20 protein-coding genes and 1 pseudogene are annotated in these 24315 nt (G+C 37.8%); 8 read left to right on the forward strand and 13 right to left on the reverse strand.

Annotated features, from left to right (window positions below):
• Nucleotides 1–1149: 1149 nt before the first annotated feature.
• The 4 genes from ACSQ6I_RS02375 to glsA all read right to left on the reverse strand — a co-directional run bounded on the left by ACSQ6I_RS02375 (nt 1150) and on the right by glsA (nt 6412).
• Nucleotides 1150–2373, reverse strand: a complete 1224-nt coding sequence (locus ACSQ6I_RS02375) for a bifunctional sterol desaturase/short chain dehydrogenase (RefSeq protein WP_438888674.1) — start codon at nt 2371–2373, stop codon at nt 1150–1152.
• 153 nt (nt 2374–2526) lie between these two features.
• Nucleotides 2527–3147 carry a hypothetical protein gene (locus ACSQ6I_RS02380; RefSeq protein WP_438888675.1) on the reverse strand — a complete coding sequence of 207 codons (621 nt, stop codon included), beginning with the start codon at nt 3145–3147 and terminating at the stop codon, nt 2527–2529.
• Complete coding sequence (locus ACSQ6I_RS02385) at nt 3144–5093, reverse strand: AAA family ATPase (RefSeq protein ID WP_438888676.1); 1950 nt, start codon at nt 5091–5093, stop codon at nt 3144–3146. Before ACSQ6I_RS02385 ends, ACSQ6I_RS02380 begins: the two co-directional genes overlap by 4 nt.
• Nucleotides 5094–5452: 359 nt before the next feature.
• Nucleotides 5453–6412 carry a glutaminase A gene (gene glsA, locus ACSQ6I_RS02390; protein WP_438888677.1) on the reverse strand — a complete coding sequence of 320 codons (960 nt, stop codon included), beginning with the start codon at nt 6410–6412 and terminating at the stop codon, nt 5453–5455.
• Nucleotides 6413–7209: 797 nt separating this feature from the next.
• Here glsA and ACSQ6I_RS02395 point away from each other — a divergent pair.
• From ACSQ6I_RS02395 to ACSQ6I_RS02405, 3 genes are all read left to right on the forward strand, one after another.
• Nucleotides 7210–8310: a septal ring lytic transglycosylase RlpA family protein gene (locus ACSQ6I_RS02395; RefSeq protein WP_438888679.1), complete on the forward strand. Its 1101-nt coding sequence runs from the start codon at nt 7210–7212 to the stop codon at nt 8308–8310.
• Nucleotides 8311–8450: 140 nt separating this feature from the next.
• Nucleotides 8451–10094, forward strand: coding sequence for a bifunctional pantoate--beta-alanine ligase/(d)CMP kinase (locus ACSQ6I_RS02400; RefSeq protein ID WP_438888680.1), 1644 nt, complete (start codon nt 8451–8453; stop codon nt 10092–10094).
• A gap of 459 nt (nt 10095–10553) precedes the next feature.
• Nucleotides 10554–10892, forward strand: coding sequence for a SulP family inorganic anion transporter (locus tag ACSQ6I_RS02405; protein ID WP_438888681.1), 339 nt, complete (start codon nt 10554–10556; stop codon nt 10890–10892).
• A 45-nt stretch (nt 10893–10937) separates the two neighbouring features.
• Here ACSQ6I_RS02405 and ACSQ6I_RS02410 read toward each other — a convergent pair whose 3' ends face one another.
• From ACSQ6I_RS02410 to ACSQ6I_RS02425, 4 genes are all read right to left on the reverse strand, one after another.
• Complete coding sequence (locus ACSQ6I_RS02410) at nt 10938–11204, reverse strand: NIL domain-containing protein (protein WP_438888682.1); 267 nt, start codon at nt 11202–11204, stop codon at nt 10938–10940.
• 82 nt (nt 11205–11286) lie between these two features.
• Nucleotides 11287–12126, reverse strand: a complete 840-nt coding sequence (cysW, locus tag ACSQ6I_RS02415; protein ID WP_438888683.1) for a sulfate ABC transporter permease subunit CysW — start codon at nt 12124–12126, stop codon at nt 11287–11289.
• Complete coding sequence (gene cysT, locus ACSQ6I_RS02420) at nt 12113–12982, reverse strand: sulfate ABC transporter permease subunit CysT (RefSeq protein WP_438888684.1); 870 nt, start codon at nt 12980–12982, stop codon at nt 12113–12115. Before cysT ends, cysW begins: the two co-directional genes overlap by 14 nt.
• A 220-nt stretch (nt 12983–13202) precedes the next feature.
• Nucleotides 13203–14321 carry a sulfate ABC transporter substrate-binding protein gene (locus ACSQ6I_RS02425; protein WP_438888685.1) on the reverse strand — a complete coding sequence of 373 codons (1119 nt, stop codon included), beginning with the start codon at nt 14319–14321 and terminating at the stop codon, nt 13203–13205.
• 510 nt (nt 14322–14831) lie between these two features.
• Here ACSQ6I_RS02425 and ACSQ6I_RS02430 point away from each other — a divergent pair.
• Nucleotides 14832–16034, forward strand: coding sequence for a response regulator (locus tag ACSQ6I_RS02430; protein ID WP_438888686.1), 1203 nt, complete (start codon nt 14832–14834; stop codon nt 16032–16034).
• An 18-nt stretch (nt 16035–16052) separates the two neighbouring features.
• Here ACSQ6I_RS02430 and ACSQ6I_RS02435 read toward each other — a convergent pair whose 3' ends face one another.
• The gene (locus ACSQ6I_RS02435) at nt 16053–16826 is read right to left on the reverse strand and encodes a class II glutamine amidotransferase (protein ID WP_438888687.1); all 774 of its coding nucleotides are present in this window, start codon (nt 16824–16826) and stop codon (nt 16053–16055) included.
• A 217-nt stretch (nt 16827–17043) separates the two neighbouring features.
• On the opposite strand from ACSQ6I_RS02435, the gene msrB reads away from it, so the two are divergent.
• Nucleotides 17044–17538, forward strand: coding sequence for a peptide-methionine (R)-S-oxide reductase MsrB (gene msrB, locus ACSQ6I_RS02440; RefSeq protein WP_323310727.1), 495 nt, complete (start codon nt 17044–17046; stop codon nt 17536–17538).
• A 52-nt stretch (nt 17539–17590) separates the two neighbouring features.
• Here the strand turns inward: msrB and ACSQ6I_RS02445 are convergent, their stop codons facing one another.
• Nucleotides 17591–17926, reverse strand: coding sequence for a XisI protein (locus ACSQ6I_RS02445; protein ID WP_323310692.1), 336 nt, complete (start codon nt 17924–17926; stop codon nt 17591–17593).
• A pseudogene (locus tag ACSQ6I_RS02450) lies at nt 17914–18330 on the reverse strand (XisH family protein). Before ACSQ6I_RS02450 ends, ACSQ6I_RS02445 begins: the two are co-directional and overlap by 13 nt.
• Before the next feature lie 151 nt (nt 18331–18481).
• Between ACSQ6I_RS02450 and ACSQ6I_RS02455 the strand changes: the two are divergent.
• On the forward strand, nt 18482–19228 hold the full coding sequence (locus tag ACSQ6I_RS02455; protein ID WP_438888688.1) for a hypothetical protein: 747 nt from the start codon (nt 18482–18484) through the stop codon (nt 19226–19228).
• A gap of 105 nt (nt 19229–19333) precedes the next feature.
• Here the strand turns inward: ACSQ6I_RS02455 and ACSQ6I_RS02460 are convergent, their stop codons facing one another.
• Nucleotides 19334–19936: an MBL fold metallo-hydrolase gene (locus ACSQ6I_RS02460; protein WP_438888689.1), complete on the reverse strand. Its 603-nt coding sequence runs from the start codon at nt 19934–19936 to the stop codon at nt 19334–19336.
• A 536-nt stretch (nt 19937–20472) separates the two neighbouring features.
• Between ACSQ6I_RS02460 and ACSQ6I_RS02465 the strand changes: the two genes are divergently transcribed.
• The gene (locus ACSQ6I_RS02465) at nt 20473–20835 is read left to right on the forward strand and encodes a four-helix bundle copper-binding protein (RefSeq protein ID WP_438888690.1); all 363 of its coding nucleotides are present in this window, start codon (nt 20473–20475) and stop codon (nt 20833–20835) included.
• 178 nt (nt 20836–21013) lie between these two features.
• On the opposite strand, the gene ACSQ6I_RS02470 is transcribed toward ACSQ6I_RS02465, so the two are convergent.
• Nucleotides 21014–22603 (reverse strand): helix-turn-helix domain-containing protein, encoded by a 1590-nt coding sequence (locus ACSQ6I_RS02470; protein WP_438888691.1) that lies wholly within the window; start codon nt 22601–22603, stop codon nt 21014–21016.
• A 1096-nt stretch (nt 22604–23699) separates the two neighbouring features.
• Here ACSQ6I_RS02470 and fdxB point away from each other — a divergent pair.
• A complete protein-coding gene (fdxB, locus tag ACSQ6I_RS02475; RefSeq protein ID WP_438888692.1) occupies nt 23700–23993 on the forward strand; it encodes a ferredoxin III, nif-specific in 294 nt (97 codons plus the stop codon).
• Nucleotides 23994–24315: the final 322 nt, after the last annotated feature.

Here is a 24315-nt window from a genome sequence, read left to right on the forward strand (position 1 = left end):
GTAGATTATTTGAATTTTTATTCAATGAATAAATAAGAATATAAAAATAAATGCCACCACTAATCTCAATTATACCTCTATCATCAGAAGTAAACCTACACTCTATTAAGGTCTGAAATATACTAAATTTATCTCTATCTCTAGTATGAAAATTGATGTTTGATTTTGTAATGTCTTGGCATAGGTAAATTAAGTTGCGAAATCTATCCTAGGATGGATTACTAAATAAGAAATCTACTGTGACAATTTGCAAATTAGTGAAATAAAGAACAGTGCCTCTCTTTTAGGGGATGTTTAAAACGTGGTAACTAATGTGTTAAAAATCTTAGATAACCAGGACTCACGCGCTGAAACGAAAAACTGTCATTCTGAGCGCAGCGAAGAATCTCTCCAGAAGTTGAAACGCCTATTCTACTGTTCTCAACTTGGCTGAGTGCGTAAGTCCTAATAACTCAGATTTGCGTGATAAGAGATACTGTAGTATTTAGTTATGTATATCCATAAAAAAGGAAGCTGTAAAAGTTTTCAGCTTCCGGTATCTGCTATATAAATTGCCAATTTATACGGTGAAAATTACATCCTATTTGGAAAAAATAGGATGACAACAATTGCAACAGAAGTGTAATAGCTATAAATTTTACCAGCCATGAGGAAAATTTCACCCTAACTTTCTATTTCCAAGACTAATTTTAGTGTTAGAATTTTTAATAAAAAAGCAACACATAAAATAGTAAAATACTTTCTATTACAATCTGAAATTTCGAGGGAAGCCACTACCCCGATTCTTAGTTGCTTAGATTTCTTGGAAAAAAGAACCACCTTTAGTCAGGGTTTATCAGTCTTGAGTGTAAAATTCATCTCATCCATGAACGCCTGAATGCTTAAACTTCAGTTTTATGTATTTCATGGTCAGATATAATCATTCACTTTATTGGTAAAAAATGATTTGTTTGCCATTTACCTCTTCAGGTTGTTATTTCTAATTTATAAGATGTTATGAGTGTATATTTGCCATTCTGGCAGAATTTTTACACCTCTTATTCAATTTAAACTGCTCAAATTACCGTCACGCATTAGCAAAAGGCTATACACTATCGCTCAAACCATTGTGGCTTAAAAATGGTGGACAATAAATGCCCACCCTACAAATTACTCAATCTTCACTGACTTACTAAAAATGCGATAGTACAACCATGTACTCAATTCCTTCACCGGAAACAATAAATAAGTCAGCGGGTTGACTGTGACAATAATATTTCTAAAATCCCGCTTGGCTAAAAACATAATACCCCGTGCGACTTGGGGTGGTGACATCACACCATAAGGATTGAGTTGACTTTTGAACGGCCCTAAAATTAACTTGCGAATTACACAAACCCCATCTAACCGCTTGAGAGTAATCAGATCACCTAATGCTCTTTTGCTGAGTTCATACAGGGGACTTAAGGCTGGGGAAACCTCCGCTTCCGAGGTATTGACCCAAATTTCCTTAGTGGCTTTGGCTTCTGGTCCTGTGACGGTGGTAGAAAATATATCTATCAACCGCAAAGCTGAAAAGGTATTGACTTGATAGGAGTTTTGAATTGCTGCCGAAGTGCGATCGCTATAAACATTCACACCATGATTGATAATTAAAATATCCACTTTCTCTAAGCTGGCTTTGAGTTGGGCTTCATTACCCAATTCCCAAGCAAGTACTTTTAACCCAGTTTGTGCCTGTATTTTATCAGGATTAGTACTTAATGCTACGACTCTAGCATTGTGTTTGAGTAATTCCCCTACCAATGCTTGTCCTAAAGCACCTGACGCACCAGTTAAAGCAACTGTTTTACCTTTAAGAGAAAGTCCTGTCCCTAATACTTTATCCACGAGAGGAACAACACCACTGTAATAAGCGTTAACATCATCAAAATGATGTCGCCAATGGTAACTTCGATTCACCAACCAAACGGAAGGAATTGTTTCTAAGGGTCCTGGTAAATGGTTATAGTCTGTGTCAATAGTCCCTTGGAAATATCGCAAAGACGCACCATATAAAAAAGTTACCGCATACGCAACTCCCAACCATAATCCCCATTGCTGGGCAACCAAGGCTACTGCTGTTAACATAACTACCAGTATAAGTGACTCAACTATATCGTGATACAACTGGGAATCTATGTAAGCTTTTTGGGAAACTAAGGTTAAATCCCGACGGTAAGCTGCATGGTGCTTATTATGCCATTTTGCCAGCCAGGTAAATTGGTGACACAAAGCATGGTAACTGTCTCTTAATATTTCCGCCAGTAACAGGGAACAAAACCCCCAAAGAGTAAACTGTATACAGGTATTTACTAAAACCCAGTCCATTGTTAAGTTTTCAGCCAGTCTCATCACGTTTTTATTCACACAACTTAATACAGATGGTATAGTATTCGACCGTTAAAAATCTAGAAAACTATCCCACTCTGTTAAAACTTGGTTCGTTCACACATTATTAAGACTGTCTAGAAATTTTACAATGGGATTAAACGATGCTAACTTAACTTATCTTACTCCCATGATATATGCTATTTTTTCTACTTCTACTAAACCTTGACGTTCTAATTCATAAGCAATAAAAGGAGCTTTGCTTTTTAAATATTCAAAAGGATAATCTTTTTGACAATAAGGTAGTAGCCAATCTAGTCTTCCTTTTACACAATTATCATCTTCATTAAGTTTGAGGCGTTTAATTGTAGTAACTAATCTGTTTTGAAGAGGATCTAAAATATTTGGATTAGGTTTAATAAACAAAGAAGGAAAATCGAGAATAAAACTATCGTTTGGTAATAAAAAAGGGTCTATAACATCTAAAAATTCACGTTTTCTAGCATTTAATTTCAAGCAAGCCAGGCGAAAATTATCCCACTCATAAGCCCATTCTGATTTTACAGACTTAGGAATAAAATGATCTACAGTCGGAGTTCCTTCAGTTCTAGGCATCCATTGAGCAGAATAAGCACAAATACGACCATAAAATTTACATAAATCATCTAGAGATTCACGCCAATATTCTCTATTAGTCCAATTGATAGAAGAAGAAACTTGATTTAGAAAATCTACACCTTTTTGTCTAACTTTTGCGTCAAAAACTATAGGTTCAGGCTGAAATTGCACAGGTATCACAACTCTACTCCATGCCTTTCTGCAAAATAAACCCACCTTGGCCAAAATTCATCATCTTCTGATAAATACCTTGCTAAATCTTTTGATACTTTTGCTACAGATTCCAAGTCAGGATTATCTAAAAACTGCAAAGCCTTCGCAGCACTTAATGCCTTTTCGGCTTCCAAGGAACGAGGTTGACGCAATTTAAAAACATCAGACATTAACCAAGAATCTACCACACCTTGACGTATAAAAGGAAGTTCCTCAATTTGGACTTCATTACCTAATAAATCGCTTTTCACTAGTTCTAGACTAAATAACTTATCAATTTTTTCATCAAATCTAGGTTCTACAGATGCCATTACTAAAGGAGAATGAGTAGCAACCATGATTTGCACTTGTAAATCAGCAGCTAAATCATCTCTGACATCTAACAAAGCAGGTAAAATAGCTCTTTGCCACTGTGGGTGAAGATGTGCTTCTAACTCATCCACCAAAATAACCATTCTCTTCTGTGGTTCTATGCGGATAAGTTTTGATTGTATTTTATGTTCTTCATAAGCCCAAACTATCAGATAAGCCATTGTAATAATACGCTGTACCCCTGCGGAAGCATGAATAATGGGAACAGTTCCATAAGGATGTTCTATAGTAGGAATTTCTCTGGCATCATAAGGCAGTCTGATAGGTTCTCCAGGTTTTAAAATTCCTAAATCACCTTCAGAGGGAGGAGATAAGCGTTCTAATACTTTTACTAAAGTGTTAAATGGATATTTATCAGGTCTACTTTGCCATTGAATCCAATCTTGTAATAATCCGTTAATGAAAGTATTGCCATTTTCATCTTTTTGACCATTCCATAATTCATCTTTTGTAAACACAAAAGGAAGTGGTTTTTTCTCAATGTTTCTAATACGCGATGAAGATGACAAATATTGTTTTGCTGTGTCCCATACGGCAAACGATCCATCTACTCTCGCATAAATTAAAAGACCGGGAATAGTTGAGCGATTTTTAATTTCATTCCATCTTTGAAGCTGCCAATCATAAGAAATACTCTCTGTATCAGATTCAGAATTTCCAGAAATCTGAAAGATAATCTTAGGTTCATCCTCATTTACAGTTTGCATTGGATATGCTGGTAAACTTGCCCACTGTCCAGTTAAAGCCCACCATGCACACTCTAGTAAAAAAGTTTTACCCAGTCCATTATCACCTGTAATTAAATTCAGTCGTTCTGCTGGTTCAAAACAAAGTTTTCTTGCTGCTCCTACTCCTTGTATTTCTAAATAAGTTAAAGTACCTTCTTCGGGTAGTATATATGGAGGTTTTCCAATAACAGTTTTTAATTCTGTCCAAGACACTTTTTTGTTTTTGAAAATCTGGCTTGTGTTGGTATTTTCAGGAATAGAAATATCAAATAAGTTGTTAACTTCTTGCTCATTTAGCAAAAAATCATCTTTAAATTTTTCAATAATATCTTCTGGTGTTGTTTCAGATGACCATTGTTTTTCACGATATAGCCATACGGCTAAATGAAAAGTAGGAATCAGTTGATTATCATGCTGAGATAAACAGGATTTTAAAATTTCAATATAGTTATCTTTCCAGCCCCATCTGTCTTCATTTATTTGATTGATTAATGCTTCTCTAAATATTGGTGTATGTAGTGTATGGATATTTCTATAAACATCTTCTATTATATAATTTACATATCGGTTAATTTTTATCCATCTATTTTTATTTTTTGATAAACGAAAACATCTATAAGAAAATGTTGAATCCTTATAGAGTTTATAGTTTTTTTCTAAAAAATCTTTAATTTCTGAATATAGGGATATTTCAATAGTATTAGCTACTGGTAATCGTAATTGCTTAAATTTTAAAAAAGTAATTCCCCAAAAAGAATCTACCTTTTCCAAATATTTAAGAGAATCTCTTATTTGTTCAAGACTAAGGAACATGAGTTTATCCGGTTCACTTCTTTAAATTAATCCGCAAAAATTACAAGTTAAATTATTTCACGAGATGGCGAGATGCAAAATACTAGGTAATTATCAAGACTAGCTTACCTAGTTTGTAACCGAAAGGAAATATCCAACAGAGTAGAAGTGATCACAATTTATCAGAACTAACGCAAAAACTCTCTAAAACTTTCTTCCTTCGCGCTCTTCGCGTCTTCGTGGTTCGTTCATTCCATGTTTTAATCATAACGAAGAGAAAAAAGCATATATCTATATTACGTACTCAACTGCAAAAACACAGAAATACGCCAGCGTTCACGCAGCTTGTCGCTTTGCGACTCAGATACCATAACTCCCATTCACCCCTTAGAACAATCAAACAGATGCAACCCCAACCGTTGCGACAGTTCCTCACACACCTTCACCCCACGTACACTGTTACCCCGCACATCTAGCAACGGTGAAAACACTCCTATCCCCATTTGTCCAGGAACAACAGCAATAATTCCCCCACAAACACCACTTTTTGCTGGAAGACCAACATTGTAAGCCCATTCACCCGCAAAGTTATACATCCCGCAGGTGTACATCACACTCAAAATATCTTTGATATAACGGTTATCTACCGCTTTTTCTTTTGTAATGGGATTTATACCCTTGTTAGCAAGAGTAGCTGCCATCACAGCCAAATCTCGACAATTAACCATTACAGAACACTGTTTAAAATATAAATCTAGCGACTCTTCAATATTTTGGTCAATCATGCCAAAATTAAGCATCAGATGGGCTGTAGCACGATTACGATGTCCTGTACTGCGTTCGGAAGTAAATACAGAAATATCTACAAATACATCTCTCCCAATATAGCGACGATACATATCTAGCAATCGGTTAAGACGTTCAGTTGGACCAGAACCTTTAATTAAACTACTAATAGCGATCGCACCCGCATTTACCATTGGGTTATAAGGTCGCTTCGATTGCTCATCTAAAATAATCGCGTTAAAAGCTTCCCCAGTCGGTTCTACCCCAACCCTAGTCAAAACATAATCCCGTCCATGATCTTCCAAAGCCTGACCATAGACAAACACCTTGGAAATTGACTGAATTGTAAATAGTTGTTGATAATCCCCAACTTCATAAATTTGACCATCTACAGTCGCAATGCAAATGCTAAACAAATCGGGGTTTACCTTCGCTAATTCGGGAATGTAGTTAGCTACTGTACCTGCTTCCAGTGACTTGTAATGAGAATGCAAATCCTTGAGAACTTCTAAAAATGGTAATGAAGCTATTTCTAAATTTTCAGAGTTGGCCATAAGGCTGATAACTTGCTAATAGATAATTATACTTGACTTTCTAGTTAGTGATGACAATATAGGTGATTTTTGATACACCAAAAATTTGTTTTTATCCACTGACGAGAATTTTTATTGTCCCATCATGACTTTTTTTTTGACAAGAAAAAATACTTAAAGAAGTGATAGCGGATTTTATTCCTGTAAATATACTGGAAAATTTTATTTTAAATAATACCCTGAATATCTCAGTTGATCTTGCAAACTGTGTATTAAATATAACTAAAAAATTACCATAACTTCAGTCTAGTAATCTCAGATGATTTTTCTAGATAATCATCCATTGATTAAGTTTAGCTGAATTTTTATGCTCATAACTTCATTAAGCATAAATACTTAATGGCGAAACTTAAAGATATGGTTCTTAATAAAAAATATATTTACCACTTGTTAAATATAGCACTTCAGTACAGTTAATATCTAGCGACTCATCAAGATAGTAGCCACCTCAATAAATCATCGCCTGATATTAATTCTTCATAAGAAATTATTGACGTTCCGAAAAAAAATGTTACAAAGCCAAAAACCTGATTTGAAAAAGGTTTGACCTGAAAAATCCACCTGGGAATTGGAAGACCGGAGAAAACCCTACGCTAAAACCCTGATCCCCAAGCCAAAAGGTTCATGTTACTCTGTTGCAGTTATAAACAAAAAGTGAAAGCGGAACAGGTTCGAGTTTTAGGGAATATCACCATCATTTGTGAAAAACCCACCAATTATAAAACTTCAGTTCTATAGTCGCTTTAAAAATCGGAAGCATGAATCAAAGACATTTGTGGACTACTGCCGCCTTGTTTCTGACCGTTTTGGGTACACCCTCAGTCGGTCTGACTCAAACAACTGAGGAAAAGACTCCAATTTCCCAAGCATCTGCTCTAACTGATGTAGTGAAAGTAGGAGAATATCAATCCCCAGCACAGAAACCTACCTTGGATGCTGTGAAAACGGACATTCATCCTCACAGTATTGGAGGCCGTCAGGCGGCAACCCTTTACATCCGGAATATTCCTGTTCTTACCTTTCTGAGTTCTGCACCAGTGACTAGTGCAGAAACCAAAGTTGGTGCAGTTGGAAATGGTAATGGCGTAAAGTCATATGCCCTTGTTTCTAATAATTCAGCAAAGGTAGCCAGTATTGGGAACGTGATAGATGTGAGCAAATCTCCTAGCTCCATTGCCGATGACCCAGTTCAAAGAGCTAGTGTCGTAGCCGCTAGAATCAATCAGCTGATTGAGGAGAATGTGGATGCCAGCCAGATTACCGTAAGTTGGAAAACAGCAGACAAATCTCCAGCTAATCATAAAGCCCAAGATAAAGGACTCTCTGTTAAACAGCAGCTAGATCGCTACACCATTAAATTTGATGGTCAAGAATTGGTGGAAATCAATCAAGGTACGCAACTAGCAGATAGCACTAAAGATTTAGCAAGAGATGCGTTGCAAGCAACCAATCGTCTACGAAGACTCATTGGTAATGCATCTCCTATCAGCGAAATTGCTAATTTACCAGTCAGTACATCAGCATTGACATCAAAGCTGCCACAACAGATTGCCCGTGGATTTAAAATCAACTTCCAGGGTATAGCTTCTTGGTACGGTTATGATTGGGCTGGCAGAAAAACTGCCAATGGAGAGAGATTTAATCCTGACGCAATGACAGCAGCCCACCGCAGTTTACCTATGGGGACAAAAGTTCGTGTGACTAACACTCGGAATAACCGTTCTGTGGTTGTGCGAATCAATGATAGAGGCCCATACATCGGTGGTCGAATTATTGATGTTTCTATTGGTGCCGCCAGGTTATTAGGGATGGTTGGCAATGGAATTGCACCAGTGCGTATTGACGTTCTAGGAAGGTAGCCTCCTTTCTAGTCCTTTTTCGCTTTTCACTTAAGTGCCTCTAGTTCAACTATCTCTTACCTCAATTATGGCTTGCGCCACGCTCCGCTATCAGATATAAACTAACGGGGGAGAGGATAGATAAGAACTAGGGGTATTTTGTGCGCCTGCTGACAACAGTTGCAGCTTTACGCTGTTATTTAACCCAACGTCGCCGCCAGGCGGCCAGACTTACGCCTACGGAAAGCAATCTGATGCTTCCAGAGGAGCTATTACTTGATGATCAGACTACCTGGTATTGGACAGAAGTTGGTTTAGTCCCAACTATGGGAGGTCTACATCAAGGTCATCTCAGTCTTATTGAACGAGCTAGGCAAGAAAATTCTACGGTGATTGTCAGTATTTTTGTTAATCCCTTGCAATTTGGCCCCAAGGAGGATTATCAACGCTATCCCCGTACTTTAGAGCAAGACCAAAAACTTTGTGAACAAGCTGGAGTGGATGCAATTTTTGCCCCTACTCCGGAAGAAATGGGAATTTCTCAGAAGAATATACAAGAAACTCCAGTTACACAAGTCATCCCTCCATCTGGTATGATAAATAGCTTGTGTGGTAGTTATCGGCCTGGTCATTTTCAAGGTGTGGCGACGATTGTCACCAAGCTTTTCAATTTGGTTCAGCCTGACCGAGCCTACTTTGGTCAAAAAGATGGTCAACAACTGGCAATTATTAAACGGCTAGTGGCTGATTTAAATTTGCCGATAGAAATTGTTGCTTGTCCAACGGTGCGGGAAACTTCCGGCTTGGCTTTGAGTTCTCGTAATCAATATTTGACTGCAACGGAAAAAGAGCAAGCTACGGTGTTATTTAAAGGCTTGCGGCAAGCTGAAGCGGCGTTTCGTGCTGGCGATCGCAACAGCAGCCAGCTGATAGCATTGGTGTGGCAAGAAATCGCAAAGGTCAGCACTATCTATGTCGAATATATTGAATTGGTTGAACCGAATACATTGATGTTTTTAACAAAAGTTGAGGAAGAAGGAATGCTGGCGATTGCAGCCCGTCTTGGTTCTACACGTTTGATTGATAACACTATCTTGCGGGATGTGTATGACGAGCTACGCCAACCTATCATTGCCATTGATGGCCCTGCGGGTGCTGGTAAATCGACAGTGGCTCGCCAAGTAGCAAACCAGTTAGGTTTAGTGTATTTAGATACGGGTGCTATGTACCGGGCTATTACCTGGCTAGTGCTACAAAAAGGTGTTGCTATTGATGATGAATGTGCGATCGCTGAATTAGCTAACCAGTGTAAAATTGAACTTACTCCCAGTCAAACCCTGCAATCTCCTGTACAAGTGTGGATTAATGGTAATGATGTAACTCAAGAAATTCGCACCATTGAGGTAACATCACAAGTATCAGCCATCTCCGCCCAAAACGCAGTTCGTAAAGCACTGGTTAAACAACAACAAAACTGGGGTAAACGAGGTGGTTTAGTAGCTGAAGGCCGGGATATCGGTACTCATGTTTTCCCAAATGCAGAAGTGAAAATCTTTTTAACTGCTTCTGTTGGTGAACGCGCACGTCGTCGTCAGCAAGACTTTACAAAACAAGGTCAGCCTGAAGTTAGTTTAGAACAGTTGGAACGAGATATTGCAGAACGAGATCACAAAGATAGCACTCGCAAAATTTCCCCCTTACAAAAAGCAGTAGATGCAGTGGAAGTTCAAACTGATGGACTTAGCCCTTCTGAAGTAGCAGCGCAAATTGTTAATTATTACCAAGATCGCTTGTCTCAAAGGTAAGAATTCAGGCTTCGCCGTGAGCGTCAGCCGAACGGAGTCAGGAGAATTATAAAATCAGGAATCAATAGATTCGAGATTTTTCTTGTTCCCATACTCTGTATGGGAATGAATTCTAAGGCTCTACCTATGGCTATAGGCAGCGCCTCTGTGATAGCATTCCTAGTCAGAGACTAGGAACGAGATAAAAAATAAAATTACGTAGCGACTGTCTTGATTGTCAAGCGATCGTAAAGGAAAAATTTAAAGTTGGGTTGACGTAAGGAAACCCAACATGATCAAAGATTCTGTTGGGTTTTGCTGTTGCTAAGGGACTTCCAAATAAAAAAACACTCAACCACTTAACGCAAAAAATCTCACTTCGACCCTTCGACAAGCTCAGTAACCACTCAAACCCTCATTCCTCTGCGTTCTCTGCGCCTCTGCGGTTAGTTAATCCGGATAATTTATTTTTTGGAGACCATGCGGACTGTTGTGAATGTCCAAGCTGGGGGGAAAACGCCCCTATCCGGTATAATTCATGCCCTGGTGCTGCTGTTAGTCGTGTTTTGTGCAGGTCCGTTAACGGCGCAGATTCCTAATGCAGTGCTGGCGATTGAATCTATAGTAGAAGATGCGGTCTGGATAGTTGTCACCGCTGAACAAGTGCAGCAACGAATTAACCAACTTGAATTACAGCGATTCTGTAGGCCTCACAGAACACAAGATGAGTCCTTGTCAGCCCAAATTAGTCAGGGAGAAAGCCGCTTACAGGCATTAGAATCGGCATTTGCTCTAATTCAGCTAGAGAGTTTCGCCTGAAAAGTTCAGCAATGTGAAATTATCTGACAGATAGATGCATACAAATCACCAATTACCTATCCTATGTTCATCCCAGATTTCCAATTCTAGTTCTTGGAGATAGGCTAATCCATTTTGAATTTGCGCTTCTGTTCCTTGCAAATCTAAATCAAACCAACCATCACCTATTGCATTTTTTCCTAAAAATGCTGCTTTGATATTTACAGTTAAGCTGTAATCTGATACCAAGCGAGAAATCACAGGTTCTTGATGATAATATTTAGTGATTTTCACCCGAATTCGCTTAATGGCCAGAATATTTTCATTGGTCATAAAAACCCCCTGTAAAGCAAATTGATCTTGTTTAACAAGATTCGTAATTGCAAGTCTTTAATTACGAATTACGAATTACGAATTATTCAACATCCTTAATGCGGGTTTTTCGTTCCAAAATCTCCTTTAACACCAAAGTCACAACTGCGAGTAGTGCCAAAAGTACAGCCGCAGAAAAGGCAGCTTCAGTTTCATACTGTTTATAAGCGTCTTCAACAAAAAGCGGTAGACTCTGAGTTGTATTCCCAATATTGCCAGAAACAACAGAAACCGCACCAAATTCACCCATTGCTCTGGCATTAGTTAAAATTAAGCCATAGAGTAAACCCCAACGGATGCTAGGCAGTGTCACACGCCAAAAAGTCTGCCAGTCGTTTGCACCCAAAGTTTTAGCAGCTTCTTCTTGGTCTTTACCAAACTCTTCTAAAACCGGAATTACTTCTCTAGCAACAAAAGGCATACTGACAAATGCAGTAGCTAAAACCATGCCAGGAAAGGCAAAGATAATTTGGATATTATGAGACTCAAGCCAGGGACCAAACCACCCTTGTCGTCCATAAAGTAAGACTAGCATCAAGCCGGCAACTACTGGGGAGATAGAAAAAGGTAGGTCAATAATACTGAGAACTATAGCCCGCCCTGGGAATTTATGACGAGAAATAGCCCAAGCTGCACATAGACCAAATACAGTATTGATAGGTACGGCAATTAATGCCAGCAAAAGAGTTAGCCAAGCTGCATGGAGAAATTCAGGTCGGGTGAGGTTAGAGACAAAAGGGCCAACTCCCTTTCTAAAAGCTTGGTAGAATACGTTGAGTGTGGGGATATATTGAACTAAAGCTAAATAAGCGATCGCAATTCCAATTAAAACCCCCGGAACCCAACTCTGCTTTTTGGGACTATTTCTCTTATCTGTTGTCATATCTTCTCGACCAAGCTTGTAAGAAATTAATTGCTAGTAACAGCACCAAAGAAATTAACAGTAAAACCACACCAATAACTGTTGCACCAGAATAGTCATACTGTTCCAATCTCTGGAAAATTAGTACAGGTGCAATCAAATCTTTAAATGGTGTATTGGAAGCAATAATCACTGTTGAACCATACTCTCCCACAGCGCGGGAGAAACCCAAAGCCACACCAGTCAAAATTGTCGGAAATAAAGGTGGTAAAATCACCTTCCAAAAAGTCTGCCATTGAGAAGCACCCAGACTCCAAGCAGCCTCTTCAATTTCCTGTTCCATTTCCTGAAGCACTGGTTGCACAGTCCGCACCACAAATGGTAAGGAGATAAAGATCATTGCTACCCCTACCCCCAAACGGGTAAATGATACCTTAATTCCTAAAGGTGCAAGTAAAGAACCAATCCAACCATTATCACTGTAAACTGTCGCCAGGGTTAAACCTGCAACCGATGTTGGCAAGGCAAAAGGTAAATCTACTGTCGCGTCAATTATGCGTTTGAAAGGAAAATCGTAACGTACCAACACCCAAGCAATCAAAGTTCCAAACACGCCATTGAGCAAAGCAGCAAAAATGGAAGTCAGAAAGGTAACATTGTATGTTGCTAAGGCTAACTCACTGGTAGCGATTTCCCAAAACTTAGCCGGAGGTTGCGTACTTGCTTTGAGAAACATCGCTGCCATCGGCAAAAACAACATTACAGTTAAGTATGCTAGAGTAATTCGCCAAGTCCAAGGAAGTCGAATTACATTATCTAGAAACACCTTCCAGACAGGAGGTTTCTGATCAACTTTCACCGAAGAAGATACGGTCATAATTCAAAATTTAAACTTAGCTTTTTGTCTGATGAGAGTCAGGAGTCAGCCCTTCGGCTTGTCTTCGACACACTACGTGAACGCTCAGGGCAAGGAGTCAGAAGTCAGGAGTCAGGAGTTCAGGAGTATGGCTAACGCCACGCTGCGCTATCAGGAGTTCAGGAGAAGAAAGAATTAATGACCAATGACCAATGACCAATGACCAATGACCAATGACCAATTACCGTTTGTTTGTAACCTGAATTTGGTCAAAAACGCCACCATCAGCGAAAAACTTCTTATCTACTGCTGTCCAACCGCCGAAGTCATCAACTACACCCAGAGTTTTTACCTTCGGAAATTTGTCTGAAACTGCCTTAGTTTGGGCTACTGTCTCATTCACTGGTCGGAATCCCAATTTGACAAACTCTTCTTGTGCCTCAGGAGTGTAAAGGAATTTGATAAACCCTTCTGCGACTTCCCGTGTACCATGCTTATCAACGTTTTTGTCTACTACTGCAATAGGATTGTCAATGGAGATATTGACATCAGGAACAACATAGTCCACTTTCTCGCCCTTTTGTTGTGCCAAGATAACTTCGTTTTCATAGTTGATTAAAGCATCTCCCTGACCCTGTTTAGCAAAAGCATCAGTGGCTTCCCGCGCATCTTTAGTCAGAATTGGTACGTTATTGTAAACTTTACTTACAAATTCAGTAGCCTTAGCTTCATCACCACCAGTTTTAACCACGGAATTCCATAGTGCTAAGAAATTCCACTTAGCAATACCTGAGGTTTTTGGGTCAGCCGTAATTACTTTGATGCCATCTTTTCCCAAATCTTCCCAGGTTTTAATACCTTTAGGGTTGCCTGGACGAGTGATGATTGCTGCCACAGATTTGGAGACAATGCCATTATTGGGAACTTCTTTTTCCCATCCTGGCTCAATTAGTCCAGCTTTCTCAATCTTTTGGGTGTCTCCAGATAGGGCTAAGTGGACAACATCTGCACCCAAACCATCAATGACAGCGCGAGTTTGGGAACCAGAACCACCATAGCTTTGCTTAAAGGTGACAGTTTGGTTATGTTCTTGTTTCCACTTTTCTACAAATTTAGGAATAATGGCTTCGTGAGCGGATTTGGTAACGGCAAAGGATACTAGGGTTAGTTCCACATTGGGCTTGCTGGCAGCAACAGGACTAGCGCCAGGAGTATTTGCGGTGGAATTACCCTCATTCCCACCAGAGCAAGCTGCAAGCGTTACACTCAAAACTGTCCCTGCCAAAAAGAGTGATACAAAGCTTTTGGGTGAATTTAGCTTAAATCCAAGTTGTAATTGTTTGAGCGATCGCAAATTCATTTTCTGTCCTCCTGTAAATCTACAGTTAATTGATGGGAATACAGTATTTACTGTTCATAGTAATAGATAATTGCAGATATGTGGTTATAAATGCAAGAAAAAACAACACTTCTTCGATAGAAAATATGGGGTTTGTCTCGTTTTGTGTTAAATTATACTTATAATTGATTTTCTAAAACTCCGAATACCATTATTAGAGCTTTATGTCAAAACAAAATTTCTTATAGAAAATATCAGTATTTATACTATTGTTGACCTTATTTACAAAAGTTTACTATATGTAAACTTGCTAAAGTTGCTGTTATATTTTATTGCATTTAGGGTGACGGAAAACTACTATAGCAATCCTATTTGAGTCGAGAACTTATCAGTGAGGGAAGGGAACAGGGAACATAAACTGTTCATTAATCATCTAGGATTGCTATATCTATACTAGATTTAAGTGCTAAATTTTTGGTTATTTAAATCAGCAAAACTATCCTAACCACAAAAAATTTGAATGAGGAATTTATGACACAGACGCAACTTATACAATTTAATAGAATAATAAATATATTTCACAAATGCACTCAACTGCAATTTAGTGGTCAAGTGAATATTAGAGATACAAAAAAAAATAATTGGATTTTCTATTATCAGTTAGGAAAATTAGTATGGGCGACAGAAGGCACTCATATTTACCGTCGTTTGCGTAGAAATCTGGCTGACAAATGTCATCATCTTGATATTAATAGTATCAACTTTTCTGGCGTTGATCTATCAGTTGATTATTGGGATTTTTTGATTATAGAAAATTTGTATAAAACTCAAAAAATTACTAATGAACAAATTAATAATATTATCGAAAAAACAATATTTGAAGTTACGTGTGACTTAGCCCAAAAGACTAATTCATCCTCCTTTTTCTGTGAACAAAATCAAGATGTACAGTTAGAATTTCCAGTAATTTCTACATCTGTAGATATCCTGTTTCAACAGATTCAACTTTTCTGGAATGGTTGGTCAGAAGCAGGTTTAGAAAATTTTCATCCTAATTTATCACCAGTTTTACGCAATCCAGACTTACTACGGAGGCAGGTTAGTCCAATTGTATATAATAACTTTGAACGGTTAATTAACGGACAATATACATTATGGGATTTAGCTGCAAAAATGAAGCAGAGTGTGGTATCTGTGGCTCGCTCGTTGCTTCCTTTTATTCAAAAAGGAATCACAGAATTAATAGAAATAGGTGACTTACCTTTAGCAGTTTTTAAAGTAAATAATCAATCGACTAATTCACCTGTACCAGTAATTAATAGAAAGGTTCCTCTCATAGCTTGTGTGGATGATAGCCCTCAAGTTTGTAAAATATTAGAGAGGATTATTACTGCTAATGGGATGAGATTTATAGCTATTCAAGATCCTATACAAGCTCTACCAATACTGATTGAAAATAAACCGGATTTGATTATTTTGGATTTGATTATGCCTGTTGTCAACGGTTATGAAGTTTGCAGTCAATTAAGAAGTACCTCTTTATTTGCTAAAACACCAGTGGTAGTATTAACTGGTAGTGATGGCGTTTTTGATAGAGTGCGGGCAAAGGTCTTTGGGGCAACGGAATTTATCACCAAGCCGATTGATAGTGATAAAGTAATTGGGATGGTGAAAAAGTATTTACCAACTGAAGCAAAAGTTGGCAAGCCATATCATTTGGCATTTTCTTATTAAGATATTGTCTGGAATAAATTACTCAACCTTAAGTGGTAAACCATCCTGAAAGACTAGTATTTCTCCTGGTTGGATTTGTGTCCAAATTTCGTTATCTGTGAGGGGAATAGTGACAATGACAGCAACGCGATCGCTTGGGGTAGTCAATTCGCTAAAATCTACAGTCATCTCTTCATCAATTAAATGCGCGGCTGCAAAGGGTGCTTGACGGATAATGTACCAGAGTTTGGTGGAGCAATGGGTAAAAAAATGCTCTCCATCAGAGAGTAAATAGTTAAAAATGCCGATAGAATTTAATTCTGCCGTGATTTTGCTTAGTACAGGATAAAGTAACTTGAGTGGGGGTTTACCATCAGGAAAACTTTCTCGCAAAGCGTTGAGAATCAAGCAAAATGCTAGTTCGCTATCTGTGTTACCGACAGGTTGAAAAATGCCATTATTTTGAGGATGAAAGTCTGGTAAATTGCCGTTATGGGCAAATACCCAATACCTACCCCACAGTTCCCGGCAGAAAGGATGACAGTTTTCAATGGCAATTTCACCTTGGGTAGCTTTGCGAATATGGGCGATGACGTGGGTAGAGTGGATGGGATAGCGTCGGACTAACTCTGCTAGTGGAGAAGCTATGGAGGGTTTAGCATCTAAAAAAATCCGACATCCTTTACCTTCAGAAAAACTAATACCCCAACCATCGCTATGATCATCGGTTTTTCCTCCCCTAGCAGAAAATCCTTCAAAGGAGAAGCAAATATCTGTTGGTACATTGCAGTTCATTCCTAGCAGTTGACACATTAGTGTTAAAGCGCTGAATTTTCTATAGATGTTTGTGGATAAAGATACTCCAGAATAGCTGATCTATGTTGACGCGAACGCTGCAATTTGAAAATTAAACTTTTTTAGCTAATTTTAATGAGTTTATCATGTGTTTCTCAGAGCAATCGCTCATGATGATTGAATTCTCATCTGGGTTTGCTTGGCTAAGAAAAGTAAAATGGTAAATAATAGAAATATGGACAAACGCCGTTTTTTACAGATTAGTGCCGTATTATTTGGCACAGCCTTTTTTTCACGTTATATCAATTGGGGTTCAGAAACTATGGCAGCTTCTAATACTGAGTTTGCAGTGACAAAAACAGAGCAAGAGTGGAAAAGCATTTTAACAGCGGAACAGTATCAGGTGTTGCGAAAACATGGCACAGAACGCCCTCATACTAGCCCTTTAGACAAGAATTATGAGCCTGGTACTTATGTCTGTGCTGGGTGTGGACAGGCTTTGTTTACCTCAGACAGCAAATTTGATAGCCGTACTGGTTGGCCGAGCTTCTTTAAACCGATTGAGGGTGCGATCGCTACTACTACAGATCGGTCTTTGTTCATGACTAGAACTGAAGTGCATTGTAGCAATTGCGGTGGACATTTAGGCCATGTGTTTAATGATGGCCCCAAACCTACTGGCTTGCGTTATTGCATGAATGGTGTGTCATTGCAGTTTACACCGGCTTAGTCAAAAGAGCGATCGTAAAGCACTGCTGTTTTCAGCAGTTCGCTTTTTTGGCTTAACCTACTGCATAATCTGTGAATTTTCGCATAAACGGGGAATGAAACCCGATGACAATATCCTCTTTAGGAACACCGAGTTGAACTAATTCTTCAGCAATATCAATTTCTGTTCCATTCCATTGAATCCAGATTTTTTCGTTTTTGATGTCGAGGTGCATAGAACAGCCATACACTCGACATTTATTTTCCCAGCCAATATGGACAATCTGATAATGATCCCGTTGTGTATCAAAGATTGTCTCTACTTCAATTTCTCCGTAAGCAGGTTTATAACTGGCGTATTTCGTCAATATTTGCTGAATATATTGGCGATAATCTTCTAACTTTGCCATCTTACAATCTCCTCTATTTCAACATTGTAAACAATTATCTTTAGTTGATATTCCTGAATTATGAATTATGTAAATTTAGTTGTAAAAAAATCAGTATAAGCTTCTAAAGGAACTGCTAGATACAAAATACGTTCAGGTTCTTTTATTTTTAGCGTAGCGCGATAGTTAAGGAATTGTCCAAGAGCAGTATGAAATTCAGATATTGCTGAAGTGTTTAAAAAACTTTTGATTTCAACCGCTATCTTTTCTCCATTTTTTTCAGATGCAATCAGTCTTTCTGCTCCTAAATCAATATACAGATCAACTCCGCCAAAACTAATAGATAAAGGATCGTGGGTAATTCTCCACCCGTCTTTTTGAAGTGCAATTTTTACAGAATTATGAAAAGCATCTCTAGCAGACATAAGTTATTTTTGAAAATGTTAACTATTGTGTATATAAAGACATGAGATTCTTGTAGGCTATTTTGTAAAAATCTTTATTTACTAAAAATATTTAATTATCCATTTATATTTTAATATATTATTAAAACGCGGTATCAGTCAACACAAGTTTATGGATTTTTTTGATCGCCTTTATTTAGGATTTGAAGCGGAATACTATATTATGGGTCGTCTCTTCGGTGCAGGCTATGAAGCTTTCAAAATGCCTGCTGACTTTGGTTTTGACATATTAGTCACTAACCAAAAGGAGCAATCCCTTCCGAGTAAGACTAAACAACGTGATGTTCAGCCACCTTATGCTCTTCAGGTTAAGTCCAGACGTATTAAGGAAGAAGATTTTCAGAATGTACAGAATGGACGACCAGAATTAATAGTTGCTTTTACTATCACGAGTAAAAATCTTGATTTGATGCTTTCTCATGACAATGCTTATCTTATTTGTGTTATCTTTGTAACTGATTTGTCAGGTATTATTACCAATAAAGTGATACACTTCTGGTTAAGTAAATCTCATTTACAGGATATTAAATCTCTAGGTGGTTTTAGAAAACAGCCTGATAAACAAGATATATACGAACTAAAATCGCGAATCAGATTACGTCCTACTACTAATACTGACTCTTTTCTGCAAGAAAAGCTGGTAGATAAAGGGTATTTAAACAAACAAGGTAAAGAAATTCTGCTCGAAGAATTGCCTAAAAATTTGCCACGTAACTGGAACGCGACTGAATACATTTCAATCTCACGTCCACCTCTTAATGATCGTAATAGTAACTCTGATACGTTTAAAAGGATTCCATCTGAGTTAACAGACTTCAAAAACTTGGGTATGAAAATTGAAATTATCTGGAGGGAATAATCTAGACAATTACATTGCAATGCAATTCTGTCTGAAATTTCTTAGACCTTATTTGCCACCATACAAATCAAAGGCTATTTGTGTGCTTTTACCCATAGTATTTTTTCATCCCAAACTCCCCACCAACTCCTGCAACCGTTCCTTTCCATCTCGAAAAATAGACCAACCATCACCCACTAGCACCGCGTCCACCTTCTCCAATGCTGCCAAACGGCGTACAGAAGCTACAGCCTGTTCTCGATTTATCAGCTTTTCATCTGGTAAAATAGTTAAAGTACCGGCTTTGTGCGATCGCACTAAATCCCCAGTAATCAACGTGGTTTCCTCCAACAGCAAGGCCAACTCACCGGGAGTCTTTGAACCTTGAATTTCAATCACCTTCAATCCTGGAACTAACTCCTCACCATCAGCCAACCAGCGATCGCACAAGATCGAGAAATCTTCTTTTTCCGCCTTTGGTGCAGCAATTTTAGCATAGGTTTGATTAGCAATTTCCTTAGCTGACCGCAGATGATCAGAATTCGTCAGCACAATCCAAGACACACCACCAAGAGATTCCAGATGATTCCAATCATGGTTTGATAAAGCTACAGGATCAATCAAGATATTTCCTTCTGGACGTATCCAAGCGAACCCATTGAAATCAATATTTCTTGCGGGGTTAAAACAAGACCAGCTATATAAATCGTTACGGTGCAAAGATTTCATGATAATTTTAGTTCAGAACTTTCAATAGTTTGTATTAATAGACCAGCATTAATAATGTATCATTCATGCTCACCAGACAGCGAAAAAACTACTGTTTTCGTTGTCACGATTGTTAGGGATTGAGGATAATCTGGATATACCAGGTAATTTAGTTGATGATTTTATTTAAAAATCAGCCATAGGATAGAAGGTAAAAAGCAGTTAATCGCAGTTAATCAATACTGTGAACCAAAAATATGGTGTTAGGATTTAGCCAAAATTCACTCTTCATTAAGATATCCAAATTCAAAGCTGAGAACTTCTATTTATTGAATTTTTCATAAGAGAATTTATCAGCAAAATTCGGTGAAAAATCGTGCAAAAATAGCACCAACTCATGTGAATACTTTGGGGGAGGAATTCAGTCACTATATGGAATTTTGGGCTAATAAATTCAGGGGTTAAAGCCCCAGTTACCTTGGAAACAATTGGCATTAATGTTGTAATTAATCCAAATCAAGACATACGCAAACATCACAAAATTAGGAGTATTTTTTATGATGATGATGATGACTGAAACCATGACTACCGAAATGCAAACTTGCATAAATGCTTGCATGGAATGTCACAAAAAATGCTTAGAAACCATGACCTACTGTATGAGCAAAGGTGGTAAGTACATGGATATGGCGATGATGAGCATAATGCGCGACTGCTCAGAAATGTGCATGATGTGCATGAACATGATGATGGGTGGTTCCGAGTTCATGGGACGTACCTGTATGCTTTGTGCGGAAATGTGCGATCGCTGTGCCGCAGCTTGTGAAAAAATCAGTGATGATAACAAGATGATGGAATGTGCCGCAGCTTGTCGTAGATGTGCTGAGACTTGCAGATCGATGCAAATGATGCCAGCTTAACTAATTAGTAATTACTAAATTTATCTCGTTCCCATACTCTGTATGGGAATGAATTTTAGAAGGCTCTGCCTTTAGCTAAGGTGCGCTATCGGGAACACTTCTGCTAAGATTTAGAGGCAGAGCCTCTGTAATGGCATTCCCAGTCAGAGACTGGGAACGAGATAACGAGATAACTAAATTAAAGAATATTCAGCACCTTTCTCAGTAGTGCTTGGTCTTCTAACTTAGGTTTAAGACGACCATTTTCAACATCACGAATCCAGCTTTGGCTTTTACCCGTAAGCCTTGCTAATTCTCTTTGGGAGATATTAAGATTTTTGCGTGCTTGTAAAACTTGTTCACCTAATAAATCATCAGTGCTTTTAAGAGTTTTTTTACTCCTAACAGTACGCCGCTTTTTTTTCTCCGCTTCTGAACTTAGCTGTTCCCACTCTGAAGGAAGTTCAAAAGATAAAATTCGCGCATTCATTAACAAATTCCACTTGCCACGAGGTCCACTATCTGTCAGTCGATTATCACCACTACCATCATTAATCCAAAATTCCAAAGCCTCATCTGGATCTTCAGGAATATCAACTAATTTCGCCCACAATGGTTGAATTTCTGGCGGATAGGTAATAGGGTCAAATAGTGGTTTGACTCCATAATGATTGAGAACTTCCAAATCATTTTCAAAAGTGCGTAATAAACGCTTACGTTCATCTCGTAATCTCGAAGCTAGGTTAATTTTTTCCTCACCATAAGCAACTCGCATTAAGGTAGGAACAGTGATGCGTTGTTCTCTACCCATTTTGGTTTTAAATAATAACCATAACATAAGTCTGATAGCACCTTCATGTTGCTGCCAAAGACTCATAACTGTAGTTAACAGCGTTTTAGGAAGACTACCATATTGATAAAATCCACTTCGCTCTTTACTGGCTTGTCTATTTAAGAAGTGTTGCGACCAAGTGCCTGTTTTAACCTTAAATGTCAGTCCAATCAAATATTTACACCCCAGATCATCTTCTTGAAAATGGTGCTGAATATCTGTTAAATGCCATAAGCGACTTTGTGTAACAGAAAATCCGGGAACTCTACCCCTTTGCGGCCAGTCTATAGTAACAATGAGAGAACAAGCTTGTTGAACGATGTTTTTGATTAAAGAAAGCTTGGCGGTTTTGTTGAGGTCTTTGCGTTTCTCTAACCCCAAATATTTTTCAATTTGGCGTTCATCAATGGCGAATTCTTGTTCCCAAGGTTTATCTAAGACTGTAGCATGGGCTGCGAAAATTAAATGAATACAAGCTGCTCGAATATCGAGGCTTTCAATTACGTGTAAATCTTTAGCTAGGTTACTTACTTGAAATGGGTCTTGAATATGAAAAGAAATTGCACCCCGACCTTGATTAACTTGTCGGCTATAATGTAAATTATCTTCTGCATCTGTTTCCCAATTCAATGATTTACGTTGTGCTAGTAAATTGCAAGCTTCCCAGATAACTATTGCCGAAGCAAATGGATGATTCTTGCCATTGGAAAATAAATCAGGACTGGTAGGTTCTCGCGGTTCAATTTTGCATCTTCCTTTTTTAGCTTGTGCAGGTATGGGAGCATTTATTGGACAAGCGATGACACATTGTGGTTCTGGATAATAACCCTCGCAATTATTACAAAGACAAGGATCAATCCAATATTCATTATTTTCTATTTTGATTGCACCCGTAGGACATTGGGGTCGGCATTTATCACATCCAACGCAATTTTTGTTAGGAATTGTATAAGGCATCAGGCTTCTTCCTACTCTAATTGCTGAGATGTTTGGCTCAAGTCCCCCCGTGATGTCTCCTGTTGATTCATAACTTGCTACCAAAGTATCTCCATGACAAGAAATGTTTTTCTCGCCTCACTTGTCAGTTATCAGTTAACAGGGTTTATATTGTGCTTTACCCCTACTAATGAATTTAGCTGAATGAAAAATCACAGCATATCCTTAATAACTGTTCACTGTTGACTATTCACTGATTAAAGACATTGAAACAAGAGCTTCATTGCTTCTTTATTAACTATACATTTCATAAAGATTTCGCTAAGTTTGTTCAGAATGAGCTTAGGAAGATTTCTTAATCTTTGTCTTTATATTTGACCATAAAACCTTACTCAAAGTGTTTTTGGGTAACATCTAGGTAATGCTAAATTGTTTGAATGACTGTTAATTTAAATTTATTTATTGCTATGGTAGTTACAGTTATTTTTAAAAGTTAAATTTTGTGCATAAATTAAGTTAAGGTAAAATATAACTTTTCTGATGATTTAATTTGTATAGTTTTTCACATAAAAGGTAATTCGGGTTTATTTGGTATCTACTAATACTGTCAAATTGCATCTTTTATCCATGAGGTAAATATTATATTTGCAAAAGAATATCAATATATTTTTATAGGAGGCAGGAGGGAAATTGACCCCTAAGAGGATGTTGGAAAAGTATCAGAATTGATTGAGATCCCCCCTTTGTAAGCTACGGTGTACACACATCTCTAGACAGGATGCTAAAGGCTACACAGCAAAACCCATCTATTCCTGCGGAACGCTACGCGAACATGGGTTTCAAACTCCTAATTTTTCGTCAGTCCACGCAGGTGGACTTTGTTTGTGTAGTAGTGATTTATAATCGCCGGAAACTTTTCAAACACTAAAGGATGGTTATTATTAATAATAACTATCATTTAATATGATTAATTATCTAAACTCAATTGCTATTATTTAGCAAGTCAGCAAAGTTTGATAAAAAAGTTAATTTTTGTTCGTAAAAATCAAAATTATTAGGCTAGGATTAAGATTAAATCACGAACTAATTTGTAAGCAAAATTGCTGAGGGAAAAATCATGGCGACATTAACAGGAGTGACTTTTGGCGGTAAGACTTGGACTCCAAAATTTGCCCAAAAAATTGACAAAGATAAATGTATCGGTTGTGGCAGATGTATTAAAGTATGTGGTTACAATGTTTTAGGGTTAAAGGCACTAAATGAAGAAGGCGAATTTGTGGAAGATGAAGATGATGAAGAAATTGAACGGAAAGTAATGTCTGTTACTTCTCCAGAAAACTGTATTGGTTGTGAAGCTTGTTCCCGCATTTGTCCCAAAAATTGTTATTCTCATACAACAGTAGACAACTAATATTTTTGGGAATTACTCAAAATAATGCTTTGCTTCAAAAAGCACTATTTAACTGCGTAAATCTGCTAAATTATGTAATTATATGGGAATATTTTATTTTTTCCCAAACTAGATAAAAAGTTCATCATCAACAAAAATATAAATCGTAAATTGTTATAAATGAGCAGAATTAAAATCCTGAATTTCCAGTTTTTATAAAAAATTGGAAATTTGAATATACTAAAAGCATTTTTTTTAATCTTGAGTCAAAGATATGAAAAAATCTGGAAGTTTATGCAATTTAGTATTAAGTGTAAGTTAGAACGTTAGTAAGTGAAAATCA

Origin of the sequence: Anabaena sp. WFMT (assembly GCF_051781005.1) — a bacterium.
GTDB lineage: Bacteria > Cyanobacteriota > Cyanobacteriia > Cyanobacteriales > Nostocaceae > Anabaena.